This window comes from Paracoccus sp. Ld10 (assembly GCF_045064235.1).
Taxonomy (GTDB): Bacteria; Pseudomonadota; Alphaproteobacteria; order Rhodobacterales; family Rhodobacteraceae; genus Paracoccus.
This window is the reverse complement of sequence record NZ_JBISHD010000004.1, coordinates 158,154-178,857: the sequence shown is the minus strand read 5'-3', so window position 1 is coordinate 178,857 and position 20,704 is coordinate 158,154. Positions and strand designations below refer to the sequence as shown.

The 20,704-nt window shown below is 61.6% G+C and carries 16 protein-coding genes and 1 pseudogene; 13 read left to right on the top strand and 4 right to left on the bottom strand.

Annotation, left to right across the window (positions count from 1 at the left end):
• The first annotated feature begins 29 nt into the window (after window positions 1-29).
• From purU to ACJJVR_RS02090, 3 genes are all read left to right on the top strand, one after another.
• A complete protein-coding gene (gene purU / locus ACJJVR_RS02100) occupies window positions 30-914 on the top strand; it encodes a formyltetrahydrofolate deformylase (protein WP_405401851.1) in 885 nt (294 codons plus the stop codon).
• A gap of 280 nt (window positions 915-1,194) precedes the next feature.
• Window positions 1,195-2,592, top strand: coding sequence for an ammonium transporter (locus tag ACJJVR_RS02095; protein ID WP_405401849.1), 1,398 nt, complete (start codon window positions 1,195-1,197; stop codon window positions 2,590-2,592).
• Window positions 2,593-2,770: 178 nt separating this feature from the next.
• On the top strand, window positions 2,771-3,454 hold the full coding sequence (locus ACJJVR_RS02090; protein ID WP_405401910.1) for a FadR/GntR family transcriptional regulator: 684 nt from the start codon (window positions 2,771-2,773) through the stop codon (window positions 3,452-3,454).
• Here the strand turns inward: ACJJVR_RS02090 and ACJJVR_RS02085 are convergent.
• The gene (locus ACJJVR_RS02085) at window positions 3,438-4,712 is read right to left on the bottom strand and encodes an ABC transporter substrate-binding protein (RefSeq protein WP_405401847.1); all 1,275 of its coding nucleotides are present in this window, start codon (window positions 4,710-4,712) and stop codon (window positions 3,438-3,440) included. The genes ACJJVR_RS02090 and ACJJVR_RS02085 overlap by 17 nt on opposite strands.
• Window positions 4,713-4,883: 171 nt before the next feature.
• Here ACJJVR_RS02085 and ACJJVR_RS02080 point away from each other — a divergent pair, with 171 nt between their 5' ends.
• From ACJJVR_RS02080 to ACJJVR_RS02055, 6 genes are all read left to right on the top strand, one after another.
• Window positions 4,884-6,227: an NAD(P)-binding domain-containing protein gene (locus ACJJVR_RS02080; protein WP_405401846.1), complete on the top strand. Its 1,344-nt coding sequence runs from the start codon at window positions 4,884-4,886 to the stop codon at window positions 6,225-6,227.
• A gap of 8 nt (window positions 6,228-6,235) precedes the next feature.
• Window positions 6,236-8,584: a DUF1989 domain-containing protein gene (locus ACJJVR_RS02075; RefSeq protein ID WP_405401845.1), complete on the top strand. Its 2,349-nt coding sequence runs from the start codon at window positions 6,236-6,238 to the stop codon at window positions 8,582-8,584.
• Between the two features lie 157 nt (window positions 8,585-8,741).
• Window positions 8,742-9,875 carry an aminomethyltransferase family protein gene (locus tag ACJJVR_RS02070; protein ID WP_405401843.1) on the top strand — a complete coding sequence of 378 codons (1,134 nt, stop codon included), beginning with the start codon at window positions 8,742-8,744 and terminating at the stop codon, window positions 9,873-9,875.
• A gap of 66 nt (window positions 9,876-9,941) precedes the next feature.
• A complete protein-coding gene (locus tag ACJJVR_RS02065) occupies window positions 9,942-10,550 on the top strand; it encodes a dimethylamine monooxygenase subunit DmmA family protein (protein WP_405401841.1) in 609 nt (202 codons plus the stop codon).
• Window positions 10,538-11,485, top strand: a complete 948-nt coding sequence (locus ACJJVR_RS02060) for a PDR/VanB family oxidoreductase (protein ID WP_405401840.1) — start codon at window positions 10,538-10,540, stop codon at window positions 11,483-11,485. Before ACJJVR_RS02065 ends, ACJJVR_RS02060 begins: the two co-directional genes overlap by 13 nt.
• Window positions 11,486-11,495: 10 nt before the next feature.
• Entirely contained in the window at window positions 11,496-12,560 is a 1,065-nt protein-coding gene (locus tag ACJJVR_RS02055) for a heme-dependent oxidative N-demethylase family protein (RefSeq protein WP_405401838.1), read from the top strand.
• Window positions 12,561-12,815: 255 nt separating this feature from the next.
• Here the strand turns inward: ACJJVR_RS02055 and ACJJVR_RS02050 are convergent.
• From ACJJVR_RS02050 to ACJJVR_RS02040, 3 genes and pseudogenes are all read right to left on the bottom strand, one after another.
• Window positions 12,816-13,442: pseudogene (locus ACJJVR_RS02050) on the bottom strand (integrase core domain-containing protein); the annotation flags it as partial.
• A gap of 213 nt (window positions 13,443-13,655) precedes the next feature.
• Entirely contained in the window at window positions 13,656-15,035 is a 1,380-nt protein-coding gene (locus ACJJVR_RS02045; protein WP_405401836.1) for an MATE family efflux transporter, read from the bottom strand.
• Between the two features lie 74 nt (window positions 15,036-15,109).
• Window positions 15,110-15,802 (bottom strand): GntR family transcriptional regulator, encoded by a 693-nt coding sequence (locus tag ACJJVR_RS02040; RefSeq protein WP_405401834.1) that lies wholly within the window; start codon window positions 15,800-15,802, stop codon window positions 15,110-15,112.
• 264 nt (window positions 15,803-16,066) lie between these two features.
• Between ACJJVR_RS02040 and ACJJVR_RS02035 the strand changes: the two genes are divergently transcribed.
• The 4 genes from ACJJVR_RS02035 to ACJJVR_RS02020 are packed head-to-tail and all read left to right on the top strand — an operon-like array spanning window position 16,067 to window position 20,649.
• Entirely contained in the window at window positions 16,067-17,170 is a 1,104-nt protein-coding gene (locus ACJJVR_RS02035) for an ABC transporter ATP-binding protein (RefSeq protein WP_405401833.1), read from the top strand.
• Complete coding sequence (locus tag ACJJVR_RS02030) at window positions 17,167-18,162, top strand: ABC transporter permease (RefSeq protein ID WP_405401831.1); 996 nt, start codon at window positions 17,167-17,169, stop codon at window positions 18,160-18,162. The genes ACJJVR_RS02035 and ACJJVR_RS02030 overlap by 4 nt, the downstream gene beginning before the upstream one ends.
• A 13-nt stretch (window positions 18,163-18,175) precedes the next feature.
• Entirely contained in the window at window positions 18,176-19,057 is an 882-nt protein-coding gene (locus tag ACJJVR_RS02025) for a carbohydrate ABC transporter permease (RefSeq protein WP_405401829.1), read from the top strand.
• A 26-nt stretch (window positions 19,058-19,083) separates the two neighbouring features.
• Window positions 19,084-20,649 carry an extracellular solute-binding protein gene (locus tag ACJJVR_RS02020; protein WP_405401827.1) on the top strand — a complete coding sequence of 522 codons (1,566 nt, stop codon included), beginning with the start codon at window positions 19,084-19,086 and terminating at the stop codon, window positions 20,647-20,649.
• The last annotated feature ends 55 nt before the right edge of the window (window positions 20,650-20,704 follow it).

Sequence of the window (20,704 nt, the reverse complement as noted above, 5' to 3'; positions counted from 1 at the left end):
ACCGGCATACGCCATGACTGGAGATTTCGATGAACAAGTTCTGTCTGACCGTCGCCTGCGAATCGGCACGTGGCATCGTTGCGGCCATTTCCGGATTTCTGGCCAGCCATGGCTGCAACATTACCGCCAGTTCGCAGTATGACGATCCGCAGACCGGCAAGTTCTTCATGCGCATCAGCTTTGCCTCGGAACAGGGCAAGACGCTGGCCGCGTTGCGCGAGGCCTTTCCCGAAACCGCCAGCACCCTGTCGATGACCTATCAGTTCCACGACGAGGGACAGAAGATGAAGGTCGTCATCATGGTCAGCCGTTTTGGCCATTGCCTGAACGATCTGCTGTATCGATGGCGGATCGGGGCACTGCCCATCGACATCGTGGCGGTGATTTCAAACCACATGGAGTATCAGAAGGTCGTCGTGAACCACGATATTCCGTTTCATTGCATCAGCGTGCGAAAGGACAACAAACCCGACGCAGAGGCGCAGCAGTTGCGCATCGTCGAGGAATCGGGGGCCGAGCTGGTCATTCTGGCGCGTTACATGCAGGTTCTGTCGGACCGGATGTGCCAGGCGATGTCGGGTCGGATCATCAACATCCACCACAGCTTCCTGCCCAGCTTCAAGGGCGCCAACCCCTACAAGCAGGCCTATGAACGGGGCGTCAAGCTGATCGGCGCGACCTCTCATTATGTGACCAGCGATCTGGACGAGGGTCCGATCATCGAGCAGGATACGATCCGCGTGACCCACGCCCAAAGCCCCGAGGATTATGTCAGCCTGGGCCGCGATGTCGAAAGCCAGGTGCTGGCCCGCGCGATCCACGCCCACGCCAACCACCGCGTTTTCATCAATGGCAACAAGACAGTGGTGTTTCCCGCGTCGCCCGGCTCCTATTCCAGCGAACGCATGGGCTGACCGCCCAATCACCGAAAACCGGATGGGTGCCCAGAACGTATTTTGGGCACCCATTTTGCATTCCGGTTCCCGGCTATCGCAACGTCGTGACACCGATCGCGCCTGAATGGGGTCATCTGCGGCAGTCAGATTTCACGGTGGAACTTTTTTGGGCGTCCTGCCCGTATCGGCGGCGGATCAACGGCGTGCCGGAAAAATATCGGCTATTTATTAACGGGAAATTTTACTCACTTTGAATACATGCGACGATAGGACTTCCTTGCAAAAGCCGGAGCCCAGAATGTCGCTCATATCCAGACTCCCTATCGCATGTCTTGCCGCCGTCGTTCCCGTTCACGCCTTTGCGCAGCCGGTCGAGCCGGCGTTGAGTGCCGGGGACACGGCCTTTGTCGCCACCTGCGCACTGATCGTCATGCTGATGATGCTGCCCGGGCTGGGCCTGTTCTATGCGGGCATGGCGCGCAGCAAGAACGCCCTGTCGGTGCTGACGCAGGTCTTTGCCATCATCGCGCTGATGTCGGTGCTGTGGATCGCGGTCGGCTACAGCCTGACCTTTGATACCGATACCGTGCTGAACCCGGTCATCGGCGGTCTGGGCCGCGTCTTTCTGTCAGGGATCACCGTCGACAGCATGATCGGGACCATCCCGGAATATCTGTACGTCATGTTCATGATGATGTTCGCCGCCATCACGCCCGCGATCATCGTGGGGGCGTTTGCGGAACGGATGAACTTCATGGCCGTCCTTATCTTCATGTCGGTCTGGCTGCTGATCAACTACGTGCCCATGGCTCATATGGCCTGGGGCGGGGGCTGGGTGTTCAACGTCGGTGTTCAGGATTTCGCGGGCGGCAACGTCGTCCACCTGAACGCCGGGATCGCAGCCCTGGTCTGTGCCATCGTTGTGGGCCCCAGGACCGGGTATGGCAGCGTGATGATGGCGCCGCACAACATGACCATGACCTATTCCGGCGGGGCCATGCTGTGGGTCGGCTGGCTGGCGTTCTGCGGCGGCTGCGCGTTGGCCGCGAACGGCTTTTCCATGCTGGTCATGCTGAACACCATGCTTGGCGGAGCGGCCGGGGCATTGGGCTGGATGGCGGCGGAATGGCGTCATCGTGGCCGCGCCAGCACCTTTGGCGTGCTGTCGGGTGCAATTGCCGGCCTGGTTGCCGTGACGCCCGCATGTGGCTTTGTCGGACCTGCCGGCGCCATCGCGATCGGCTTTCTGACGGCACCGGTCTGCGTCGTCGCGGTCGAGGGGGTCAAGCGCCGCTTTGGTTATGATGACAGCTTTGACGTGTTCGGTGTTCATGGCGTCGCCGCCGTGGTCGGCGGTATCCTGACGGTCATTTTTGCAGCCCCCGCACTGGGCGGACTGGGTTATGCCGAAGGGCGCACGATGACGTCCCAGATGGGCGTACAGGTCGCGATCATGGCGTTCAGCATCGCATGGTCGGTCGTGTCGACGTTCATTGCCCTGAAGGTCGCTGCCGCCATCGTGCCCCTGCGCACGGATACCGAGACCGAGCAACAGGGGCTGGACATCGCCCAGCATGGCGAGGCGGCCTATCGTCTTGACGACGCGTCCTATGCCTCGCATGCACCCGCCGGCCATGGCACCGTGCCGGCGCCGGGCATGGCGCATCTGTCGGCTGCGGCGCAATCGACGGACTGATCCACGGACGGACCCGGGCGGCAGTCGCCCGGGTCTTTGCAACTGTGCCAGGGCGCGGGTGTTGCCCGGCAACTGGCACAATTGGTTCAACGGGATTGGCATCGGCGGCTGCTTGGCTATGGTGCGAGGAAGACCTGCCCGAGGAACCGCCTTGACCACATTGCCGCAACTGACGCCGGTGCCGCCGGCCATTTCACCTTGTGGCCCTGCCGTGCAGAGTGTCGCCGACAGGATCGTCTCCGGGATTGCCGCAGGCCACTATCCGCCCGGAACGCGCATGCCATCCGAACGAATGCTGGCTGTGGATTATGGTGTCGCGCGCGGCACGCTGCGCGCCGCGCTGGACCTTGTCGAGGCGCGGGGCCTGATCCGCCGCCGCCCCGGCGCCGGCAGTTTCGTGCAGGGCGCGGCGGCCGAGCGTGTCGCCCCCATCATCGCCGCCACCGGACCGCTGCACCTGCAGGTCATGCGCGGCATCATCGAACCAGAGATGGTGCGGTTGGCCGTGATCCACATGCCCCCTGCCCAGATCGATGAGCTGGCCGCGATCCGCAACCGGATGTACCAGGACACCGACCCCGCGGCGCTGGCGCGGAACGAGGATGACTTTATGCTGACGCTGGCGCGCGGGACCGGAAATCCGCTGCTGATTGCGTGCTATGACCTGATCGTGCGCGCGCGCAGCGACCGCCACCGCCACGCGATGCTGCAGCGCCACATGACCCCCGACCGGATGACCGCGCAGCGCCATGTCTACGCCGATCTGGTCGAGGCCCTGGCAAGTCGTGACATGGATGCCGCGATCGATTTGTGCCGCCATCTGCTGTTGGACGAACAACGCCTGCTTACGCAGGAGGGATGATCGCCCGCCCGCCGCGCTGATGCCACAGCAGGCCCATGCCCGCCATTTCGGCAACCAGCAGGGCCTCGTGCCGGTCCAGCCAATCCAGCACCGACCCAAACGTGACGATCCTTGCCTTGCCGCCGATGACCCGCACCACGGGCCAGCTGCCGATCAGCGCATTGTCGACACCGAACAGCGCCTCGCCGCCCCACCGGGCCGGGCCGAACAGCTGCATCATTTGCGCGCCGCGCTTCATGACCTGCAGGACATGCGCCGGTTCGGTCGTGCGGGCGATCTCGACCGCCGATTGCCACAGATCCAGCACCGATGCGTATTCCCAACTGACCGCCGACCATTGCCCCGGAAAGCGCCGCTGAAAGCTGTCGTAAAAGTCCGATGGCCCGATGGAAAAGAACGCGCGTTCGCGCAGTGCGGGATCGTCGAAATCGGGAAAGTTGAAGATGAAGTTCTCCATGAAGGCCGCCGTTGTCCGTGCCACCAGCCGGCGATAGCGGTCGCCTGTGCAACTGATGATCGGCCCGCCAAAGCCCGCAAGAAACGCCGCTTCGGTCAGGGCCTCGACCATGGGCGGGTCAGAACTGCACCAGCACAGGATCTGTGGATCATGGGCCAGCATCGCGGCAACGATGGCCGGGGCGTCGGGTGCGGCGGGATCGTATTGCACCTGATGCACGATCCCGATCCCCTCGGCTGCAAAGGCCGCGCGATACGTCGCCAGTGACGGCCGCCCCATCATGTCGGTCTGGCTGCACAGGGCCACGCGCCGCAGATCGGGTCGCGCGGTGGCCAGCCAGCTGACAGCGGTGACGACGAACAGCGGATGCACCTCGGCCGGGGCGATCAGGCTGGGCGTATCGGGTGACAGATCGAACGGCAGCAGGGTCGAAACCAACGCGCTGCGCGCCATCAGCCACGGCAGCGCGGGGGCAAGGCTGTCGCCGCCCAGGGTCAACAGGATGCGCACGCCCTCGTGGTCGACCAGGTCGCGTGCCGCCGATCGGATTGCCGCCGGGGATGCGGCGGCATCGCGCGCGATCAGCGTGACCCGCTGGCGCGTCGCGCCGACGGTCAGCCCGCCCTGGCCGTTGATCCGCTCTGCCCAGATTGCGCAGCCGTTCAGACCCGGCCCACCCCACGCGGCCATCGGTCCGCTCAGCGGTGCCAGAATTCCGATGCGCGCCCCGGCCTCGGTCATGCGGCGCCGCGGTATGGCCCCCGTCACGGCCAGTCTGGTTGCCAGAGAGGCATTCGTCATCCGTATCTGCCCCCGAATGTGGCGTCTTTGGCGAGACTAGTCCCGAAGCACAGCGATTGGCACGGGATTTCCGAAAAACTTCTTGACCGAATGATTGGGCGATGCCCCAACTGGTTCATACCAAGGCAGATAGACATTCCAAAATGGTCTGTACCAAAATGGGAGATACTCATGACCAAACGAGTCGCGGTGCTGGGTGCCGGGCCTTCGGGTCTTGCACAACTTCGGGCCTTTCAATCGGCGCACAATGACGGGGCCGAGATTCCCGAGGTGGTCTGTTTCGAAAAGCAGGCCAACTGGGGCGGCTTGTGGAACTATACCTGGCGCACCGGGGTCGATGAGCATGGCGAGCCTGTGCACGGCTCGATGTATCGCTATCTGTGGACCAATGGTCCCAAAGAGGGTCTGGAATTTGCCGACTATTCCTTTGAGGAACATTTCGGCAAGCAGATCGCGTCATTCCCGCCGCGTGCGGTGATGTTCGACTATATCGAGGGGCGGGTGAACAAGGCCGGCGTGCGCGACTGGATCCGGTTCTCGACCGTGGTGCGCAATGTCGAATATGACGACGTGACGGAAACTTTTACGGTCACCGTGCACGATCTGGCCGCCGACCGCGTCTATTCAGAAACCTTTGACTGGGTCGTGGTGGCCACGGGCCATTTCTCGACCCCGAACGTGCCAGAGTTCGAGGGGTTCGGGCGTTTCAACGGGCGCATCGTCCATGCCCATGATTTTCGTGACGCCTGCGAATTCACCGACAAGGACGTGCTGATCGTCGGCACCTCGTATTCCGCCGAGGATATCGGTTCGCAATGCTGGAAATACGGCTGCAAGTCGGTGACGGTCAGCTATCGCACCGCACCGATGGGGTTCAACTGGCCGGACAACTGGCAGGAGGTGCCGCTGGTCTTGCATGTCTCCGAGGACACGGCCTATTTTCAGGACGGCACCAGCAAGCGTGTCGATGCCATCATCCTATGCACCGGCTACAAGCACTATTTCCCGTTTCTGCCCGACACGTTGCGGCTCAAGACCGCCAACCGGCTGGCGGCGGCGGATCTGTACAAGGGCGTGGTCTGGGTCCACAATCCGCGCCTGTTCTATCTGGGCATGCAGGACCAGTGGTTCACCTTCAATATGTTCGACGCACAGGCTTGGTATGTGCGCGACATCATGCTGGGCCGCATCGATGTACCAACGGACAAGCAGGCTCTTCTGGACGACGTGCAGGAACGCGAACAGCGCGAAGTGGCCGACAGCAGCACCAGATACGCGGTCCTCTATCAGGGCGACTACATCAAGGAGCTGATCGCCGACACCGACTATCCCAGCTTTGATGTGGACGGGGCCTGTGATGCGTTCTTTGAATGGAAAAAGCACAAGGCCGCAGACATCATGACCTTTCGCAACACCTGCTATCGTTCGGTCATCACCGGAACCATGGCGCCCGTGCATCACACTTTGTGGAAAGACGCGATGGACGATTCCCTCGAAGTCTATCTGCAGAACTGAGGTTTCTCATGGCCCTTCTTGATCCGGCATTGTTCCGGCCCGGCCCGCCCCGCTCCAGTGCGGGGAACCGCAAGGCGGTCCCGGAACGCCATACCGTCGCGGGCGGCGGGGCGCTGATGCTGGCGATCGCGCCGGGCGACAGGGTGACCCTGACGAACAGCGAAGGAGGCCAGCGGGCCGAACTGATCACCACGCTGGAGGGCGGTCAGGCCGCGCATCTTCTGGACGCGCCCGCGGCGTCGGCGCCCGAGGGCCTGCGCCGCGCGCTGGCCTCCGGCGATGCAAGCCTGGCGCATCTGGCAAAGGCCATCGCGCGGCGGGGCATCGATCTGGGCGCCGCAAGGGCGCTGATCGTGTTCGAGCGCGACAGCCCGGCCGGGACGCAGGCGCATGTGACCGTCACCGGATCGGGATGGCTGATCGTGGCCGCGCCCGCCGCACCGATGATGCCCGATCAGTCGGATACGGCCAGCCCGATCGTGCTGCAGGTTCAGCGAGCCGCGGCCAAGGAGCGGCCCCGATTTCATCTGCCGGACCCCTTGGCGGACCCGCTGCTGGATCTGCGCATCGGCTCTGCCACGGCGCGGGCCTTTCGGGTCAGCGCAGGCGAGTTCATTCAGATCCTGGACGTCGACGGGCGGCAATGCACCGACTTTCAATGCTTTGACGCACGAAAGCTGGACCGGGGCATCCAGAACCCCCTGGACGTGACCACGACACGCACGATCCTGGGTCATGCCTATCCGATGCCCGGGCTGCACGCGAAGTATTTTGATCAGGACGGCACGCCGCTGGTCGAGGTCGTGCAGGACACCTGCGGTCGCCACGATGCTTTTGCGATGGCCTGTTCGGCCAAATATTACGACGATATCGGGTATCCGGGCCATGCGAACTGTTCGGACAATTTCAACGATGCACTGGCTGCGCATGGGGTGTCGCCGCGCTTTGGCTGGATGGCGGCGAATTTCTTCTTCAATACCTGGATTGACGATCATGGGGTGCTGATGACGGACGAGCCATGGTCCCGGCCCGGCGACTATGTCCTGCTGCGGGCGCTGACCGATCTGGTCTGTGTGTCCTCGGCCTGCCCGGACGACACCACTGCCGCGAATGGGTGGGAGCTGACCGACATCCATGTCCGCAGCTATGCCGCCACCGAACGTTTTCAGCGCGCCACCGCCTGGCGCCCCTTTCCCGAGGCCCCGCCGATCATGACCCGTCAGACCGCGTTTCATGACGATTTTGCGCAACTGACGCGCGATTTCGTCGAATACAAGGGATTCTGGCTGCCCCAGAGTTTTCCCGGCTCCAGCCCCGAAGAGGAATATCGTGCCTGCCGTTCCGGCGTCGTCTTCATGGACCTGTCAGCCCTGCGCAAGGTCGAGGTCACCGGCCCCGATGCCGAGGCGCTGATGCAATGGGTCCTGACGCGCAACGTCCGGACTCTGGGGGTCGGTCAGGTCGTCTATTCGGCCATGTGCTATCCCCATGGCGGCATGATCGACGACGGAACCCTGTTCCGGATGGGACCGGACCGTTTCCGCTGGATCGGCGGCAGCGATCTGGGTGCGGAATGGATCCGCGATCAGGCGCAGGCTTTGGACCTTCAGGCGATGGTTCGCTGTTCGACGGATCAGCTTCACAATCTGGCGGTTCAGGGGCCCAAAAGCCGTGATCTGATGGCCGATCTGGTCTGGACCGCACCGCATCAGACCGCGATTGCAGAGCTGGACTGGTTCCGCTGGACGCCGGGGCGCATCGGCGGTCCCGAAGGCGTGCCGGTCGTCGTCTCGCGCACTGGTTACTCCGGCGAGCTGGGCTATGAGATCTTTTGCCATCCCAAGGACGGGCACGCCGTCTTTGCCGCACTGACCGCGACCGGGGCGCCTTATGGGCTGCGCCCGGCGGGGCTTGCGGCGCTGGACCTTTTGCGGATCGAGGCCGGGCTGATCTTTGCCGACTACGAGTTCTCGGATCAGACCGATCCGTTCGAGGCAGGCATCGGCTTTACTGTACCGTTGAAATCCAAGCCTGACGATTTCATCGGCCGCGACGCCCTGATCCGGCGCAAGGAGAGCCCCCGCATGAAGCTGGTCGGCCTGGACATCGCCAGCCGCGTACCCGTCCATCACGGTGATTCGATCATGATCGGCCGCGCGCAGGTGGGTCAGGTCACATCGGCGATGATCTCGCCTTTGCTGGGCCGACAGATCGCATTGGCGCGGGTAGACGTGACCCATGAGGCCATCGCGACAGAGGTGCAGATAGGCAAGCTGGACGGCCATCAAAAGCGGCTGCCTGCCAGCGTGGTTCCGTTTCCTCATTACGATCCGAAAAAGACCCGGCCCCGGTCTTGACCGCCCAGGGAACGGGCAGCCCTCGCCAGGCGTTAATTCCTAGCAGGAAAAATTATTGCCTGCGCGGTATTGTTACGCTTGAATGCCCCAAGGGTATTGATCCGGGTCAGGCAAGGCCATTCCGGCAAAGACGACAAAGCACAAGAGGATTTACGGCATGACAGCATCGTGGAGGTTTTCGGCTCTGGCCGAGCGGCATCGCGCCCTCGGCTCCAACCTTGAGGATTGGAGCGGGATGGGCACAGCCTGGACCTATGACAAGGACCAGATGGAGGAGTACATGGCGATCCGCACCAAGGCGGGCGTCATGGATGTTTCGGGGCTGAAAAAGGTGCATGTGATCGGCCCCCATGCTAGCCATGTGATCGACCGCGCCACGACGCGCAGCGTCGAAAAGATAAAGCCGGGCCGGTCCAGCTATGCCTGCATGCTGAACGATCAGGGCAAATTCATCGACGACTGCGTGATCTATCGCATGGGTCCGCACAGCTTTATGGTGGTGCATGGAACCGGGCAGGGCCACGAGCAGCTGACCATGGCCGCCACCGGGCGCAACGTGTCGGTGCTGTTCGACGACGATCTGCACGACATCTCCCTGCAAGGGCCGCTGTCGGTCGACTATCTGGAACGGCATGTGCCCGGCATCCGTGATGTCGTCTATTTCAGCCATATCCAGACGACGCTGTTCGGCAAACCGGTCACCATCTCGCGCACCGGCTATACCGGCGAGCGGGGCTATGAGATCTTTTGCCGCCGTCAGGACGCGCCGGAGATCTGGGACCGGATCGTGGCCGAGGGCGCCGAGATGGGCATCATCCCGACGCGTTTCACCACGCTGGACCTGTTGCGGGCGGAAAGCTACCTGTTGTTCTTTCCCTATGACAACTCTGAAAAATATCCCTTTGAGAACGAGCCTTCCGGCGACACCCTGTGGGAGCTGGGGCTGGATTTCACCGTCTCGAAAGGCAAGACCGGATTCCGGGGGGCCGAGGAACATGCGCGCCTTGAGGGCAAGGAGCGGTTCAAGATCTATGGCGTCAAGCTGGACGGCACCGAGCCCGCCCAAGAGGGCGCGCCGATCATCAAGGACGGCCAGCAGGTCGGCGTTGTCACGATGGGCTTTTACAGCCCGCTGAACATGCACAATATCGGCATCGCCCGCATGCCGGTCGATTGCGCAGTCGAGGGCACGCCGCTGACGATCCGCAATTCCGGCGGTGATATCGCGGCCATCGCCCATCCGATGCCCTTTTACGATCCCGACAAGATGCGGCGCACGGCCAAGGGGTAAGGCAGGCAAAGGCGAAGGCGGCGTCAGATCGCCTCGTGCCCACCATCCACAGGGAGACTGTATTCGATGATTGCTGAAACGATCGAACACCCGGCCAGTCGGCCCACCTATCGCACGCTGGTCTCTCGCGGGGGGCGGCCTTCGCTGATGGTGGCTGATGGTGCGGGGGCCGCGGCGCTGTTGGCGTTGGCCAAGGGCGATCCCATGGTGATGCGCCATGCCCACGTGATCTATTTGCCGCGCGGGCATGATGCCGGCATGGATTTGCAGGCGCTGCAGCCTGCGGGCTTTACGCAGGCCGCCAGCTATGATGCCGTTCTGTCCCGGCTGCGCAAACTGCTGGCCGAGGCGACGATGACCACGCAGCTGTATCTGGCCGGCACCGAGGCGCTGATCGGGAAGGTCGTCGCAGAAGCCCTGGCGGTCGGTCTTCACCCCGACGCGATCCAGTCGGAGCATCGCGGTTCCGCCGCGCGCCGCATGCAATGCGTGCATTGCAAGGGCATGACCGAAGAGGTGACGACCGACCCCGTTGTCTGCTCGCATTGCGGCCTGACCCTGTTCGTACGCGACCATTTCTCACGACGCCTCGGGGCGTTCCAGGGTGTCTGTGTCGATGCCGAGGCCCCCGGCGACATTCCCCCCACGCAGGAGATCGCGCCATGGCAGGGCTGATGCTGAAGATCACCCGGATCGAGCCGCTGTCGCCGCTGGTCACGAAATTCCGCCTTGAGGACGCCGGGGGAAACCCCCTGCCGCTGTTTTCCGGCGGTGCCCATGTCGTGGTCGAGATGCCGGACGGTGACGTGCTGCGCCGCAACGCGTATTCGCTGATGTCTGACCCGCAGGATCCATCGGGGTATGAGATTGCCGTGCGACGCGATGACTGGGGCCGGGGCGGATCGGTCTTCATGCACCGCAATCTGGCCGAGGGGGACACGCTGCGCGTCTCGATGCCGCTGAACCTGTTCGGGCTGGATCTGCGTGCGCGCAAGCATGTGCTGATCGCGGGCGGTATCGGCATCACGCCGATCCTGGCCCAGATGCGACAGTTGCTGCACCTGCAGGCGCGGTTTGAACTGCATTACGCCGCCCGCTCGCGCAGCGAGGCTGCGGGCCTGCGCCTGCTTCCGGACCTGCCGCAGGTCCACACCCACATTTCGGACGAGGGCGACCGGATCGACCTGACCGCCATTCTGGCCCGCCAGCCGGTCGGAACCCATGTCTATACTTGCGGGCCTGAACGCCTGATCACGTCTGTGGCGCTTGCAGGAGAGGATCTTGGCTGGCCCCCCAGTGCGCTGCATTCCGAGGTGTTTCAGGCCCCGCCGCCGGGCAGCGCGTTCACCGTGACCCTGGCCAGCAGCGACCGCAAGGTGCAGGTTGGCCCGCATCAAAGCCTGCTGGAGGCGCTGGAGGCCGCCAGCGTTCCCATCGATTGGAGCTGTCGGGGCGGTGCCTGCGGGCGCTGCGAAACCGAGGTGACGGCCTGCGACGGCCGGATCGAACACAACGACCACTGGCTGTCCGGGGACGAGCGTGCCGCGCAGACCAAGATCATGCCCTGCGTGTCCAGATTCTGCGGCGAGCAACTGATCCTCAACCGATAGGACGGACCTGATGACCATCCGCTTCAATGACGAGACCTTTCGCGACGATTACACGTTTCGCAATTCGCCAGCGGCGATCCGGCGGTTTCCGTTCCCGTTCGATAGGGACGACTATATGTATTCGGTCAACATGGAGCCGCATGGCACTGGCCGCGTTGGCAGCGTCTTTGAAAAACGATTCGACGTGGACGAACATTACGTCGCCGAAATGCGCGACCGGGCCATCACGCTGACCGATGATCCGCTGCGTTGCCAGTCCCTGCCGCATATGGAACTGGCGGGCTGGGACTTGTTGGAACTGATCATGCAGTGCAAGGCCGAGGATTATCCCGACCTGTTCAGCCTGCACCGCGACGGTGATCGCTGGCACTGGATCAATCGGCCGATGGGGATCGATCAGGTTTTCACCTTTCTTGATCCCACGACGCTGCCCTGCGGCCCGATGGAGTACATCACCCGGCAGGCACAAGGCGATTTTGCGGTTCTGGATCAGCGCGATGGCAATCTGTGGATGGATGCGGGCATGGTGACCAGTCAGGCCGATTGGTCGCTGGATTTCGACATCGGCATGAATTTCTTTGAATGGCACGCGCCGGTGCCCCGGGCGAATGAGATGGGCATCTTCAAGCGGGCACTGAAATTCCTGCTGGCGGTCCAGCAGGGCAAGCCCTCGCGGCGCCTGAACTGGACGTTGACGGTCAATCCGCGGCTGGATACCAGCCCCGAGAATTACCACAAATGGGGCCCGGAAAAGCGGACGATCACGCCTGAAAATGTTGGCGAGAAACAGTTCCTGCGGGTCGAGCTGCAAAGCTTCTGGCGCCTGCCGCGTTCGAACGCGCTGGTGTTTCCGATCCGCTGCTATCTGATTTCGATGCAGGATCTGGTGACGGTGCCGAAATGGGGTCGCCGCCTGCACCGGGTCCTGCGTGATCTTCCTGACGACCTGGCCGAGTATAAGGGATTTTCCGTGAACCGCCCGGTCATCGTGGACTATCTATCGCGCGTGGACGATGGTGCGCCCACGTCTTTGGGCGTCGGTGCCGATGACGATGTGGTGCATCCCGTGATGTGATGGGGTGATCGGTTGCTGCATCAGGGGCGAGCTGGTTGTCGGATGCCGTCGGCTGTGACAAAGGCTGAGGGAGCGCGTGGCGGCATCCGGCAGACGGGCAGTACCAACCTTTGCTGAGCGAACGCCGGTGCCTGGGGCGCTGGCGAGCCGTTCGGAGTGCCCAAGGCGCCTGCGATGGATCCGCGGTGATATCGACCAATGTGGCATGCGCGCCCCGACTGGTCGGATTTGATTGTTGGTGCATGGTGGGCCTGTTGGCAGGACGCTCTCGGGCACGGGCGAGCGGTATGCGAGGCAGCTGTGCGGCCTTACGGTGTTGTAATGGCGGCCATCGTTCGATCAGGCTCCGGGCCTGACGCAGGGGGAGAAGACGTCGCCGTTCAGAAGCTCGTCCCGAAACCGGGAATGAAGCTCTGGGAATAGCCGTTCTCCCATGGCGATCCTGGCCTGATAAAGTCGTTCTGGCACCGACCGCCCCGATCCAGGCCCGCACCTTTTTGGCGGTGAATTCAGCACTATTATCCGACCTTCTGAACTCCGGCGGGGCGCGCAGGATAAACAGATCGGTCAGGGCGTCGACGACGTTGGTCGAGTTGAGTTTGCGTTTGACCCGTATCATCAGGGCCTCCGTCGTAAACTCATCAATGAGGGTGCGGACAATCCTCCCATCCTGCATCCGATCCTGAACAAAACCATAGGACCGGACGTGATCGAGTCGTTCAGGCATCAGCCGGACGCAGGAGCCATCGTTCAACCAAAGCCGCACTTTTCCGGCCTCCTCTGCGGGACGTGCAGCGCTTTCCGCCTCCAGACCTGTTCGACCCTGTTATGGTTCACATGCCAGCCGCTGTTGTTCAGCGTGCCGGTGATCATGCGGTAGCCATCGCCGTCACTGATGCAGGGCTATGAGACTGTCCGGGGAGAAGGGAGCCTCGACCCAAAGCCGATTTGTGAAACAGAGCCGTGGTGGGGGGCATCAGTCGCAATCCCGATGATCTGCCCATGCTGTTCGTCACGCTGACGAGGCACGTCGGCGCATGCTGAAGATGAAGCACACAGTCGTTCGTTCTTATCAGGTGCCAGCGTCGTGTTGGTTCAATCCGATATTTGCGCGCGTTTCCATTTGCCCAACAGAAGCCGACGATGGAATGCGGGAAACTTGAGAAACTCTTCCCAAAGCTGGATCGACAGAACAAGCACGACACCCAGATCAAAATACAGAACCGCAAGCGCCGTCGCGGGAACGCGGAACATCCATTGCGCCATCACGAAAAGGTTCATAACATAGATCGTATCGCCGCTGGCCCGCAGAGTGTTGCCACAGATCGCGTTCGACCCTTTTGGAAAGGGCAAAATCAGCAGGATGGGCAGAAAGGCCAGGACAAAGCCGCGAGTCTCGATGCTGAGGTCGGAATAAAGCGTGTTGGCCGACAGGCATACCATCAGCAGCAGCACCGCCACCCCGGCTGATGCGATGATGGCCCCGCGCCATGCACTGGACAAAAAGCGATCCAGCACGGCACTGTCTTTTTGCTGGCCCAACAGTTGCGCCACGATGATGCCGGTCGCGATGGCCCATTGCATGCCGACCGTGCCGGTCATGTTGATCCAGGGCGCAATCAGGGTCATGGCCGCGAATTCGTTCAGGCTCATCTTGGCATAGATCAACGCGCAAACCTGGGTGGACACCGCAGCGCTGAGGAATGTCGCCGCGATCGGCAGCGAGAACGTCAAATGCCGCAGCAGCGTTCGAACGAAGCTGAGTTCGCGCCACCCGCGTATCTGGCGCAAATGCCCCGCGACCTTGACCAACCGAAAGACAAGGAATGCGACCTGGACCGCCACGGCAATGACACTGCCGACGGCAGCGCCGGCGACGCCAAGCGCGGGCAGACCCCAATAGCCGTGGATCAGTACGATGCTGACGACGACATTGACCGGGACCGACAGGCAAAGGCTGTAAAGGGGCACCTTGGTTTCGCCGCAGGCATTGAGATAGCTGGAAATGCATTGGCCGACGGCCTCGCCCAGGATCACAAGACAGAAAATGGCCAGATAGTTGCGGGCAAGCATCGCCACCTCTGCCGAAGGGGCCAGGGCAGAGATGACAGGCGCACCCAACAGCAGGATGGCAACCATGCCGATGATACCGACGGCAATGCTGATCGCCATTCCCGCGGCGACCGCCGATTTCAGATAGACCGCGTTTCCCGTGCCGAATGCCTGTGCCGTCCGGATCTGCATCGCATTGGAAAACGCCTGGATCGCGCCAAGGACGAACCCCGCAATGGCTGCCGCAAGACCAATTGCGGCCAACGCCGTTTCCCCAAGCGCGGCGACCAGATACGCGTCGATGACCACCGTGCCATGCAGAAAGATGGCCTTGATGGTCATGGGCCACGCCAAGGTAAAGACGTGGCGAGCGGTCGGGGCATCGACGGTGCGGGCAGGCAACTTGGTCGGCTTAGTGGACATGTGTCATCATCATTCAAATCGTGCGCCTGGCCCAAGGTGGGTGCGCCTGCCGGATCGGTCTGCCGTCAGGCCCCTCAGGCCTCGGGTATCTCGAAATAATTGGCGTTCGACGCCGTGATCCGCTGGATCGTTTCATCAAGGCGCGACAGGTGGCGTTTGCCGATATCGACCGCGCGATCCGCGTCATGGGCAATGACGGCATCGGCGATTCCACGATGATCGGCCACCAGTTCCGGCATGCGATCCTCTTTGAACAGGCCCAGCATGCAAAGACGATCGACTTTCGACTTTTCGGCCATGATCACGTCGAATGCGAAATCGACCTTGGCGATGTCGCAGAGCGTTCGGTGAAAATCATAGTCAAGCTGGCCGAATTTCTCGACGTCGCGGTTCGCAACAGAGTTCTGCTGTTCATCAAGCGCGGCATTCAGGCGGGCAACGCCGTCGGCATCGCAATACATGGCGGCACGGCGCAACACCTCGGTTTCCACGGACAGACGCACAAAGCGCGACTTCTCGATCTCTCTCATGGAAAACCGTCTGACCTCTGTCGCCCGCTGCGGGCGGATCAGAATCAGATCGAGGTTCGCAAGGCGGCTGAAGGCATCGCGAACAGGTTGGCGCGACACGTTGAACCGGGCGGCGATGTCCGCCTCTGATATCTTGTCGCCCGGCTTGAGGTTCAGGGCCAGAATCTCGTCGTGCAAGACGTTGAAGATGTCGTCGACGCGCGGGCGACGCTCTCCATCGTTGTTCAGCTGAGCCATGCCATGACCTCCATCATCCTGCCATCCCCACAGCACGGGGTGCGAAGCGTATAATTCCTGTGTGGCGTCTCATTAGTCGGCTTATCCAGAAACAGCCACGCCCAACGAATCCCGACATGGGCGGAACTGTGCGCAGACTGTGCAACCGTAGCCTGAGAAGATCTGGTATACCAGATGAATTACTAGTATACCAGTTTGGTGAGAGGGCGAATCAGCCCAAAGACGTCAGTGCGCTGCGGGGGGCGGCGTATCAGGGGAGACACAATGTCCGGAGTGAGCCTAAAAGGCATCGTCAAAGCGTACGGTGCCGTTCCCGTTGTCCATGGGATCGACCTAGAGGTCCGTGAGCAGGAGTTCGTCGTTCTGGTCGGTCCATCGGGCTGCGGCAAATCCACGACGCTGCGCATGATCGCGGGCCTTGAGGAGATTACCGAGGGCGATCTGACCATCGACGGCCGGAACGTGAACCGCGTCGCGCCCAAGGATCGGGACGTGGCCATGGTGTTCCAGAACTATGCCCTCTATCCGCACCTGAACGTCGCCGACAACATTGCCTTTGGCCTGCGCATCCGCAAGGAAAGCAAAGAGAATATCGCCGCATCGGTCGAGGAGGTCGGCAAGATCCTGGGTCTGACGCCCTATCTGGAGCGTCGTCCGGCGGACCTGTCCGGCGGTCAGCGTCAGCGGGTGGCCATGGGTCGCGCGATCGTGCGCCGTCCCAAGGTCTTTCTGTTCGACGAGCCACTGTCGAACCTCGACGCCAAGCTGCGCACCCAGATGCGGGCCGAGATCAAGCGCCTGCACAAGCGCCTTGGCGCGACCAGCATCTATGTCACCCACGATCAGGTCGAGGCGATGACGCTGGCCGACCGGATCGTCGTGATGCATGACGGCCGGATCGAGCAGGTCGGTTCGCCGATGGAGCTCTTCCTGAATCCGGTCAATACATTTGTCGCCGGCTTTCTGGGCGCACCCCCGATGAACATGGTCAAGGCCCGTGTCGCAGCAGGCCCCGACGGTCCGCGCGCCGAGTTCGACGGCCAGAGTGTTGCACTGTCACCGCTGCCGGCGCTGCAGAATGCCGAGGGCCGCGAGATCATCATCGGCATCCGTCCCGAGTTCGTGCAGGCCGCCAGCAGCCAGCAAGCCGACCGGGTCAACCTGCAGGCCGACCTGATAGAGACCCTGGGATCCGAAGCGTTGATCCACACCACGCTGGCCGGTCAGCCGTTCGTCGTGCGGACCGAAACGGTCGGAAAGATGCAGGTTCTCAAGGATTTCTCGGGCTTTACCATCCAGCCGCATCTGATCCGCGTCTTTGACGCCGAAACCGGCGAGGCGTTCCCCGGACAGAGGTTGGAAGAATGAGCAGCGATCCCGAAGTCGGAGGTGCCCGCACCGAGGAATTGGTGATCGAGGCCCGCGAAGCGCAACGCCGTCGCCGCCCAAACCGGGTCCAGCTGATCGGCGACCACCTCAAACGCGAATGGCAGCTGTACCTGTTGCTGCTGCCCACGATCGTATGGTTGTTGGTGTTTCTTTACAAGCCGATGTACGGGCTGCAGATCGCGTTCAAGGACTATAGCATCTTCCGCGGCGTCGGGGGCAGTCCGTGGATCGGGCTGGAACATTTCTACACCCTGTTTGGCAACGACCAGTTCGTGCGCGCTCTCAAGAACACGGTCATCATCAGCTTTTACAGCCTGCTGTTCGGGTTTCCCGTTCCGATCCTGCTGGCGCTGATGTTCAACGAAGTGCTGAACCAGACGTTCAAGAAGACAGCCCAGACCGTCGTGTATCTTCCCCACTTTGTATCGTCGGTGATCATTGCGGGCATCGTGATCACGTCGTTCTCGCCATCGGCGGGCATCGTGAACACGGTTATGGGATGGTTCGGGGTCGATCCGGTCTATTTCCTGACCAGACCCGAATGGTTCCGACCCATCTTTGTCGGCACCGGCATCTGGCAGGAGGCGGGTTTCCAATCGATCGTCTATCTTGCCGCCATCGCCGGTATCTCTCCCACGCTTTACGAAAGTGCGGTCGTGGACGGCGCCTCGCGCTGGCAGATGATGTGGAAGATCACGCTGCCCTCGATCCTGCCGACGATCATCATCATGCTGATCATCCGCATCGGCAACATGCTGGAAATCAGCTTTGAGATGATCATCCTGCTGTATCAGCCCGCGACGTATGAGACGGCGGACGTCGTGAACACCTTCATCTATCGCCAGGGCCTGCAGGGGGGCCAGTACGACCTGGCAGCCGCCGCCGGCCTGTTCAATGCCGTCGTGGCCTTTGTCCTGGTGATGACCGCCAACACCGTTGCCAAGCGCTATTCGCGCACCTCTCTTTGGTAAGCAGGAGCAGATCATGAAGAACATGAACCTCTATTCCCGCGGCGACCGGATGTTTGTCATCATCAACATGGTGCTGCTGGGCATCTTTGCGCTGTCGACGCTGTATCCGTTCATCTACATGGCGTCGCTGTCGTTCAGCACCGGCTTCGAGGCGCGCGCAGGCAACGTCATCCTGACGCCGGTGGGCTTTACGGTCGAGGCCTACAAGCGTGTCCTGTCAGAGCCGCTGTTCTGGAGCTCTTACAAGAACACGTTCATCTACACGATCTTCGGCACGCTGATGAGCCTGCTGTTCATCATCCCCGGCGCCTATGCCCTGTCGCGGCCCCAGCTTTACGGGCGGCGGTTCTGGAACCTGATGGTGGCGTTCACCATGTGGTTCAACGCAGGCCTGATCCCGTTCTTTCTGAACATGCGCGATCTGGGGCTGCTGGACAGCTATTTCGGGATCATCATCGGGTTCGCGGTCAACGGCTTCAACATCATCCTGCTGCGCAACTTTTTCGAGGGCATTCCCCAGTCCTTCGAAGAGGCCGCCCGCATGGACGGCGCAAACGAGTTCCAGGTGCTGTGGAAGGTGTACATGCCGCTGTCGAAACCGGCCATCGCAACGGTCGCGCTGTTCTGCATCGTGTCGCGCTGGAACGGTTTCTTCTGGGCAATGGTCCTGCTGCAAAGCGAGGAAAAGATCCCGCTGCAGGTCTATCTGCGTCAGGTGATCGCCGAATTGTCGGACGATGAGGAGTTCGCGTCGACCTTGCTGACGTCAGCCTATTCCTTTGAGACGATCAGCGCGGCGATCATCGTCTGCTCGATCATTCCGGTTCTGCTGATCTATCCCTTCATGCAGAAATACTTCAACAAGGGCATCCTTCTGGGAGGCGTGAAGGAATGACCCATACGTTCAAACGGGAGGAAACCATGAGAACATTCAAAGCCACGCTGGTCCTGCTTACGACCACGGCCATCACGACGCCGGTCTTTGCGGATGAGCATCTGCGCATCGTCGAAGATCCGCTGGAACTGACGATCCATATGCACTGGCCCCGTGCGCAGGGCTATGGCGTCGGTGGCTCGCCCAGCAAGGTCTATCCGGTCGAAGAGGCCGCCCGCGAAATGACCGGCATCCACCTGAAGGATGCCACATCGGGCCGAAACACCACCGATGCGGCCGAGGCCATGAACCTGATGATCGCGCAGGGTGATCTGCCCGACATCGTGGGCGGCAACCTGATCAAGCAGCCGGTCAACCAGTACGGTCCCGAAGGCGCCTTTTTGCCGCTCAACGAACTGGTGGCAGAGCACGCCCCCAACATTCAGGCATTCTGGGACGAACATCCCGAACTGCTGGAATCGATCAAGGCTGCGGACGGCAACTATTATTATATCCCGTATCTGCCCGATGGCGAATTCGGCCGTGCCTGGTACATCCGTCAGGACTGGCTGGACACGCTTGGCCTGGAGCAGCCGCAGAATGTCGACGAACTGCATGACGTTCTGACCGCATTCCGCAACGACGACCCCAACGGAAACGGCCGCAAGGACGAAATTCCCTTCTTTGCCCGTGAATGGGAAGAGATCGGTCGTCTGTTGACGCTGTGGGACGGTCGGTCGTCCGGATCTGATACCCACCACGATTTTTACGTCACCGACGATGGCCAGGTCGTGCACCCCTATGCCCAGGAGGCGTATCGCACCGGCATCAAGAATATCGCGCAGTGGTATTCAGAGGGCCTGATCGACCCCGAGATCTTTACCCGCGGGTCGTCGTCGCGCGACTATCTGCTGTCCGAGAATCTGGGCGGCATGACGCATGACTGGTTCGCATCGACCTCGGGCTATAACGTCCCGCTGCGGGAGCGGATCGAAGGGTTCAACTTTGTGCCCTTCCTGCCGCCCGCGTCGGTATCCGGAAAGCGGATCGAGGAACATCGTCGCACACCGGTCAAGCCTGATGGCTGGGCGATCAGCTATATGAACGAGAACCCTGTCGAAACGGTAAAGTATTTCGATTTCTGGTTCACCGAAGAAGGCCGCAATCTGTCGAACTTTGGCGTCGAGGGTAAGACCTGGGACATGGTCGACGGCGAGCCGACCTTCAAGCCCGAGGTTCTCAACAGCGACATGCCGGTCAACAACCAGATGTATCTGGAAGGCGCGCAGATCTATCGCGGCTACTGGATGGACTATCGCTATGAGTTGCAATGGACGTCGCAGGAGGCGCGCGACGGGATCGATCTGTATGCGCAGAATGACCTGCTGATCGACCAGTTCTTGGGCGTTGCTTTCAACCCCGAGGAACAGGCGGTTTATGACCGGTACTGGCCGTCGATCCGCACCTACATGCTGGAGCGCAGCCAGGCCTGGATCCTGGGCACCGGCGATGTCGAGGCCGAGTGGGACAGCTATATGAGTACCCTGGAAAAGATGGGTTATCAGGACGTCATGGAGGTCATGAACACGGCCTATGACCGCCAATATAACTGAGCCCTAAACCTGTTTTGCGCGGCCGGTTCCGTGGCCGCGCAAATTCCAAAACGTT